Origin of the sequence: Pseudomonas sp. GZD-209 (genome assembly GCF_049310485.1) — a bacterium.
In the GTDB taxonomy this organism is placed as follows: domain Bacteria; phylum Pseudomonadota; class Gammaproteobacteria; order Pseudomonadales; family Pseudomonadaceae; genus Aquipseudomonas; species Aquipseudomonas sichuanensis.
In genome coordinates this window covers 38,760-45,652 of record NZ_JBMOWQ010000058.1, presented here as the reverse complement: position 1 = coordinate 45,652, position 6,893 = coordinate 38,760, and the positions used below count along the sequence as shown (strand labels likewise).

The 6,893-nt window shown below is 64.6% G+C and carries 6 protein-coding genes; 4 read left to right on the top strand and 2 right to left on the bottom strand.

Features of this window, described 5'->3' with window-relative positions:
* Nucleotides 1-188: 188 nt before the first annotated feature.
* The gene (sugE, locus tag ACO6VM_RS09065; protein WP_023631604.1) at nucleotides 189-506 is read left to right on the top strand and encodes a quaternary ammonium compound efflux SMR transporter SugE; all 318 of its coding nucleotides are present in this window, start codon (nucleotides 189-191) and stop codon (nucleotides 504-506) included.
* Nucleotides 507-525: 19 nt separating this feature from the next.
* On the opposite strand, the gene ACO6VM_RS09060 is transcribed toward sugE, so the two are convergent.
* On the bottom strand, nucleotides 526-2,400 hold the full coding sequence (locus ACO6VM_RS09060; RefSeq protein ID WP_125857748.1) for an MFS transporter: 1,875 nt from the start codon (nucleotides 2,398-2,400) through the stop codon (nucleotides 526-528).
* Between the two features lie 202 nt (nucleotides 2,401-2,602).
* On the opposite strand from ACO6VM_RS09060, the gene ACO6VM_RS09055 reads away from it, so the two are divergent.
* Together ACO6VM_RS09055 and ACO6VM_RS09050 are read left to right on the top strand one after the other, a co-directional pair.
* Nucleotides 2,603-3,718 (top strand): hypothetical protein, encoded by a 1,116-nt coding sequence (locus tag ACO6VM_RS09055; protein ID WP_422403162.1) that lies wholly within the window; start codon nucleotides 2,603-2,605, stop codon nucleotides 3,716-3,718.
* A gap of 1 nt (nucleotide 3,719) precedes the next feature.
* Nucleotides 3,720-4,289 (top strand): LemA family protein, encoded by a 570-nt coding sequence (locus ACO6VM_RS09050; protein WP_422403161.1) that lies wholly within the window; start codon nucleotides 3,720-3,722, stop codon nucleotides 4,287-4,289.
* Nucleotides 4,290-4,295: 6 nt separating this feature from the next.
* Here the strand turns inward: ACO6VM_RS09050 and ACO6VM_RS09045 are convergent, their stop codons facing one another.
* The gene (locus ACO6VM_RS09045; protein WP_422403160.1) at nucleotides 4,296-5,435 is read right to left on the bottom strand and encodes a TDT family transporter; all 1,140 of its coding nucleotides are present in this window, start codon (nucleotides 5,433-5,435) and stop codon (nucleotides 4,296-4,298) included.
* Nucleotides 5,436-5,594: 159 nt separating this feature from the next.
* On the opposite strand from ACO6VM_RS09045, the gene ACO6VM_RS09040 reads away from it, so the two are divergent.
* Entirely contained in the window at nucleotides 5,595-6,785 is a 1,191-nt protein-coding gene (locus ACO6VM_RS09040; RefSeq protein ID WP_422403159.1) for an MFS transporter, read from the top strand.
* Nucleotides 6,786-6,893 lie beyond the last annotated feature (108 nt).

The following is a 6,893-nucleotide window of genomic DNA, read 5'->3' as shown; positions in this document are numbered from 1 at the left end:
CCTTCCCGTACACTCTTCCCCCCTCCTGTGGGGGCCTGGTTTTTCCTCCGAGGGGGCAACCACCGATCCCTGAGACTTGCCCCGGCCTCGGCAAATGGGCAATATAATGCGCACTGTGAGGACGACCTCACGACGCTGCGCGTGATCGTATCGGGGACGGCCCCATCATTAATAGATGGAGACACACCATGTCCTGGATCATCCTGTTCTTCGCCGGCCTGTTCGAAGTTGGCTGGGCTGTCGGCCTCAAGTACACCGACGGCTTTACCCGCCCCCTGCCCACCGTGCTGACCGTCGGCGCCATGGTCATCAGCCTTGGCTTGCTGGGCCTGGCCATGAAAGAGCTGCCGCTGGGTACCGCCTACGCCATCTGGACCGGCGTTGGCGCCGTGGGTACCGTCATTGCCGGGATCATCCTGTTCGGTGAATCCATGGCGCTGATCCGCCTGGCCAGTGTCGCCCTGATCATCACCGGCCTGGTTGGCCTGAAGGTCAGCGCCAGCTGACCTTGCGCCTTATCCCTTCCTAACGCACATCGCCGCGCAGCAGGCTCACCTGCTCGCGCAGCGCTTCGGGCTGCGCCGCTTCCACCGGGATGGCGGCGCCTGCCACGAGGGTCACCCGCGACCACAGGCGCTTGAAGAAGCCCTTGTTCGGATCGCGACTGAAGAAGCTGCCCCACAGCCCCTGCAACGCCAGCGGTATCACCGGCACCGGCGTTTCCGAGAGAATCCGGCTGACCCCACCCTTGAACACATCGATCTCGCCGTCGGCACTGAGCTTGCCCTCGGGGAAGATGCACACCAGCTCGCCCTCGGCCAGGTACTGCTTGATGCGGGCGAAGGCCCGTTCATAAATCACTTCGTCCTCGCCGCGCCCGGCGATGGGGATGGTGCCGGCGGTGCGGAAGATGAAGTTGAGCACCGGCAGGTTGTAGATCTTGTAGTACATGACGAAGCGGATCGGCCGGCGAATCGCGCCGCCGATCAGCAGCGCATCGACGAACGACACGTGGTTGCACACCAGCAATGCCGCACCTTCATCGGGAATACGCTCAAGCTCGCGGTGCTGCACCCGGTACATCGAGTGGCTGAGCAGCCAGATCAGGAAGCGCATGGTGAATTCCGGCACGATGCGGAAGATGTAGGCGTTGACCGCGATGTTGAGCAGCGACACCACCAGGAACAGCTGCGGGATGCTCAGCTTGGCCAGGCTCAACAGGACGATGGTGACGATCGCCGACACCACCATGAACAGCGCATTGAGGATGTTGTTGGCGGCGATTACCCGGGCCCGCTCGCCTTCGGCGGTACGCGCCTGGATCAAGGCATACAGCGGCACGATATAGAAGCCGCCGAAGATGCCCAGGCCGACGATCGAGGCCATGATCCACCAGGCCTGGCTCATGCCCAGCAGGTCCAGCCAACTGTGCGGCGCCGCGCCTGCCGGCACATCGCCCGAATGCCACCACCAGAGCAGGCCGAACAAGGTCAGGCCGAACGAGCCGAACGGCACCAGGCCGATTTCCACCTTGCGCCCGCTGAGGCGTTCGCACAGCAGCGAGCCCACCGCGATGCCCACCGAGAACAGGGTCAGCACCAGGGTCACCACGGTCTCGTCGCCGTGCAGCCAGTCCTTGGCGTAGGCCGGGATCTGCGTGAGGTAGATGGCGCCGACGAACCAGAACCACGAGTTGCCGACGATCGAGCGCGACACCGCCGGGGTCTGCCCCAGGCCCAGGCGCAGGGTGGCCCAGGACTGCTTGAAGATGTTCCAGTCGAGTTTCATTTCCGGTGCCGCTGCCGCCGCCCGCGGGATCCAGCGGCTGGCCAGGTAGCCGAGCACGGCAGTGCCGACCACCCCACCGGCCACCACCGTGGCGTAGCTGGAAGCCGACATCATCACCCCGGCGCCGATGGTGCCGGCGAGGATCGCCAGGAAGGTGCCCATCTCCACCAGACCATTGCCGCCCACCAGCTCTTCTTCACGCAGGGCCTGGGGCAGGATCGAGTACTTCACCGGGCCGAACAGCGCCGAGTGGGTGCCCATGGCGAACAGCGTCAGCAGCATGAGCTCCAGGTGGCTGGTGATGAAACCGATGGCACCGACAGCCATGATCACGATCTCGGCCAGCTTGATCGCGCGGATCAGCCGGTCCTTGGCGAACTTCTCACCGAACTGCCCGGCCAGCGCCGAGAACAGGAAGAACGGCAGGATGAACAGCAAGGCGCAGAGGTTGACCCAGATCGAGCGGTCGCCTTCCAGGCTCAGCTTGTAGAGGATCGCCAGGATCAACGACTGCTTGAACAGGTTGTCGTTGAACGCGCCCAGCGACTGGGTAATGAAGAACGGCAAAAAGCGCCGCTTGCCGAGCAGGGTGAATTGCGAGGGGTGACTCATCGTCCGTGTACCTGTTTGGGCTTTGTCATTGGAGGCACGTTCAGCGCATAAAGCCACAAATCTGCACGGGAATGGACGATGAAGGCAAGCCCGTTGGCCGGCACGATGGAACGGCAACCGCGAAGCTGGCAGACTGCCGCCCCTCAGCAACACGGAAGGTGCGCCCCTTGGGGCCGAACTGAACAGGGATGAAGGCCAGCCATTGATTCAATTGAATACCCACAACGCCCGGCTCAAGCGCACGCTGCAGGCGGCCAGCCACACCGCACGCACGGCCACGACCAAGCAGCAACTGCTGGTCGCCGTGGACGCCATGGCCGCCTTTTACGGCAACATGAAGTTCGACAACCGCTTGCCCTGGCTGATTGCCCTGCTCTGTGGGCCACTGGCAATTGCCAGCATCACAGGCTACTTGCAGGCCTACGAGCCGCTGCTGGCGCCGCTGGCCAAGCTGCTGGGCCAGAGCCTGCCGCAGCTTGCGTCCAACCTCACGCTCGGCCTGCTCGGCGCCGCTGTGTTCAGCCTGATCGTCCTTTACCAGCGCAGGAAGCTCATCCCCAACCTCGCCCACGACCTGGCCGAGCGCTCCAGCCTGATCACCGCCGGCCTGCAGGAAATCCCGGTGACTGACAGCCAGTTGCTCGAGGGCCTGCAAACCGAGTTTCGCGACTATGTGCGCGGCAACCACAAACGCTTCCTGCGCCGCGCCGTGCAAGGCCACTATCAGGGCCGGCTGCACAGCTTCAACTACCGCTGGTACCACCTGCATTACGTGGACAAGCAGACCCACCAGGAAACCGAGTCCGATGGCAAGGGCGGCACGACCTCGAAAACCGTGACCTCCTATCAGGAATACGATCGCTACAGCCTGGTGATCGACTTCCCTTGGGTGCAGGGCATCGCCCTGGGCGGCGGTAGCGGCGGCCGCTCATCCATGGTCGACATGGAGCATAACTTCAAGACCGCATCGAGCGACTTCGACCGCGCCTTCAGCCTCACCGGCAGCTCGGCCATGGCCTGCGCCCGCTTCGCCAAGCCGGTGACGGTACTGCACCTGATCGACCTGCATCGCCAGCTTGATACGCCCAACCTGGAGTTCTCGCAGCACGGGCGCCTGTGCCTGAGCAGCAACGACAACCCGCTCGCTTTCAAGCTGACTTGCGAGCTGACCCGCGCGAGCGATTTCCGCTTGCTGATCGACCACGGCGTGCACCTGCCGCAGCTAAGCGCCCTGCTCGACGCCGTGCACACGCTGGCCGAGCAGCACGACGACAATTTCACTGCGCCTACCCCGGCACAGCTACAGACGGAGCACTGACATGGACCTTTTCGCCCTTATCCTGCTGGCCGTGCTGATCGGCGTGCCGCTGATCGTCATCAGCCTGTACAACGGCATCGTCGGCAACCATAACCGGGTCAAGCGCGCCTGGGCCGATGTGCTGACCTATGAGCGGCAGAAGACCAAGGTGCTCGATGCGCTGCAAGAGCAGGCCGGCCTGTACCGCGACCATGAACAAGGCGTGCTGGCCGGGATCACCCGCCTGCGCAGCGCCATTGCCGAGCTGCCTGTCGAGGCGGACGGCAAGACCCTGGCCAAGGCCGAGGACGCCACCCGCTCGCTGCTCGGCGGGCTGCGTGTGGCCTTCGAGGCCTACCCCGAGCTCAAGGCCTCGGAGCTGATGAACAACCTCATGCGTGAAATCGCCGAGCAGCAACAGAACGTCGGCGCGGCCATCGTGATCTTCAACGGCGAAGTGGAGCGCTTCAACAACGGCATCCAGATGTTCCCAGGCTCCTTGGTCAACAGCGTGATGAACAAGCATGCCGCCGTCACCCCGTTCACCGATATCCAGGCCGCCAGCGCCTTCAACTACACACCCAACCTGTAAGGCCGATCAGCGCTGGGCAATGCACGGCGACACGAACAGCTCGCCGCGCCACGCCCCGCGCAAGGTGCGGCTGGCCACCAGGGCCCAGAGCATGGCCAGCGCCACCACCAGCACCTGACCGAACACGCTGAAGAAGCCGAGCTGCAGCCAGGCCGCCAGTTTCAACGTGGCCAGGCAGTAAACCCCCAGCGGGAAGGTGAAGCCCCACCAGCCCAGGTTGAACGGCATGCCCTGGCGCATGTAGCGCAGGGTGATCAGCACGGCCGTCAGCAACCACCACAAGCCCGCGCCCCACAGCACAATGCCGGCCACCAGGCCCAGGCCACGGGCCACCTCACCCAGGCTGCCCAGGCCATTGGCGGCGAACACCGCCGGCGCGTCGCCACCGAGCACCAGCATGCCCAGCGCACCGGTGCCGATCGGGCCCAGGGCCAGCCAGCTGGAGGCCGCCATGTTGGCCGGCGGCAGTTTGTGCAAGGCCATGCGCAGCATGAGGATGGTGAGGATGCTGAACGCCACCGGCAGCGACACCGCCCACATCACATAGCTGGTGATCACCACCAGGAACTGTGCGTGAGCGTCCGTCAGGTGCGGCGCCAGCAGCCCGCCGCTGGCGGCGGCGACTTCGGCAGCCACCACCGGCAGCAGCCACACCGCGGTCATCTGGTCGATGCTGTGCTCCTGGCGGGTGAACATCAGGTAGGGGATGGCCACCCCGCACAGCAGCGCCAGGCCCACATCCAACCACCACAGGCCCTCGACCCACGGCACAACCGCCTCGCCCCAGCGCGCCAGGCCGAACACCAGCGCGCCATTGAGGATGGTGGCCAGCCCCATGGGGATGGTGCCGAAGAACATCGACACGGTGGAGTGGGCGAAAATCCGCCGGGCCTCGTCGAAAAACAGAACCCAGCGGGCGCCATACAAGACACAGAACAAGACGAACAGGCCAATGGTCAGCCACCATAGCCCTTCGGCCAGGCTGTCCAGCAGCGGGATGTGCAACTGGTGAAAGGCCAGTGCCAGCACGCCGGTACCCATGGTCGCGGCGAACCAGTTGGGGGTGAACTGGCGGATCACCTCGCGGGGATGGGCCAATTGGCTGAACGGGCGCCATGAAGGTGCGCGGGTCTGGGTGCATGGCATGGGCTGTCTCCTGGCCTTGTGTAAGGTGGATTCATCTTATGCCTTTGAAGAATATCTATATAACGGGTAATTTCTCTATCTGTTATCGATTTTAAAGATATAGCCCATGGCATGCCGCCTGGCATATGCTTGGCCGCTAACAAAGACAAGGATCCGTCGATGCTGCGCGCCCTTAAAAGCTACCCTGCCACCGTCCGCCTGCTGCTGTTCACCACCTTCACCCTCACCACGGCCCGGGCGATCACCCTGCCCTACCTGGTGGTTTACCTGTCCGCGCACATGGCCCTGTCGATCGGCCAGACGGGCCTGCTGGTCGGTGGCGCGATGTTCCTGGCCTCGTTGCTGAGCCTGTATGGCGGGCACCTGGTCGACACCCTGCGCAGCCACACGCTGATCGTGACCAGCGCGCTGGTGTTCGCCCTGGCCATCGCGGGGATGGTGGCCAGTACCTCGGCAGTGCTGTTCTTCTGTTTCCTGGTGGTGGCCAACCTGGCCCAGACCGTGGTCGACATTGCCGCCAAGACGGGGTTCTGCGCCTTGCTGCCCGAAGACCAGCGCGGCGAGGTGTTCGCCATCAAGTACACCTTCAACAACATTGCCTGGGCCGCCGGGCCGATGCTCGGGGTGCTGCTGATCGAAGCCGATGACCACCTGCCGTTCCTGGTGTCGGCACTGATTGGCCTGGGCCTGAGCCTGGTTTATCAGCGCCTGGGCGAACGCGGTCTGTCGAGCCAGGCTAAGGACGCGCCGGCGGCAGGCTTCATCCAGGTCGCCCTGGGCATGCTGCGCGACCGGCGACTGGTGTGCTTCACCCTGGGCGGCGTGCTCAGCGCCGTGGTGTTCGGGCAGTTCACCGCCTACCTGTCGCAGTACCTGGTGGTGAGCATCCACGACCCCGCCGAAGTGGCGCGGCTGGTGGGCTACCTGGTGACCACCAACGCCCTCACGGTGATCGCCCTGCAGTACCTGATCGGCCGGCGCATGGCCCGCCAGCACCTGATGCCCTGGTTGATGGCCGGCATGGCCATGTTCGTCGTCGGGCTGCTGGGGTTTTCCCTGGCCGGCTCGGCAGCGGCCTGGTGCCTGGCCATGCTGGTGTTCACTCTGGGCGAAATCATCGTCATTCCCGCCGAGTTCATGTTCATCGACCTGATCGCGCCGGAACATCTGCGGGGGATCTATTACGGCGCGCAGAACCTCTCCAACCTGGGCGCGGGGCTGGGGCCGATGCTGGTGGGCCTGGCCCTGGGGTACATGGCGCCAGCGTCGGTGTTCTATCTGCTGATCGGGTCGGTGGTGCTGGCGGCGGTGTTCTACTGGTTGGGCACGCGCGGGGGGCAACATACTTAGCTAGCAGTACCGGCCCATCGCGGGGCAAGCCCGCTCCCACGAAGACAGCGTGGGAGCGGCGGTGCGCCGATGCGACTTGCCCCGCAATCGGACCTGCGACGTCCTGCC

Bases quoted from the DNA above. Each gene is read 5' to 3' on its own strand.
- sugE (WP_023631604.1), top strand. From the start codon at position 189: ATGTCCTGGATCATCCTGTTCTTCGCCGGCCTGTTCGAAGTTGGCTGG.
- ACO6VM_RS09060 (WP_125857748.1), bottom strand. From the start codon at position 2,400: ATGAGTCACCCCTCGCAATTCACCCTGCTCGGCAAGCGGCGCTTTTTG.
- ACO6VM_RS09050 (WP_422403161.1), top strand. From the start codon at position 3,720: ATGGACCTTTTCGCCCTTATCCTGCTGGCCGTGCTGATCGGCGTGCCG.
- ACO6VM_RS09045 (WP_422403160.1), bottom strand. From the start codon at position 5,435: ATGCCATGCACCCAGACCCGCGCACCTTCATGGCGCCCGTTCAGCCAA.
- ACO6VM_RS09040 (WP_422403159.1), top strand. From the start codon at position 5,595: ATGCTGCGCGCCCTTAAAAGCTACCCTGCCACCGTCCGCCTGCTGCTG.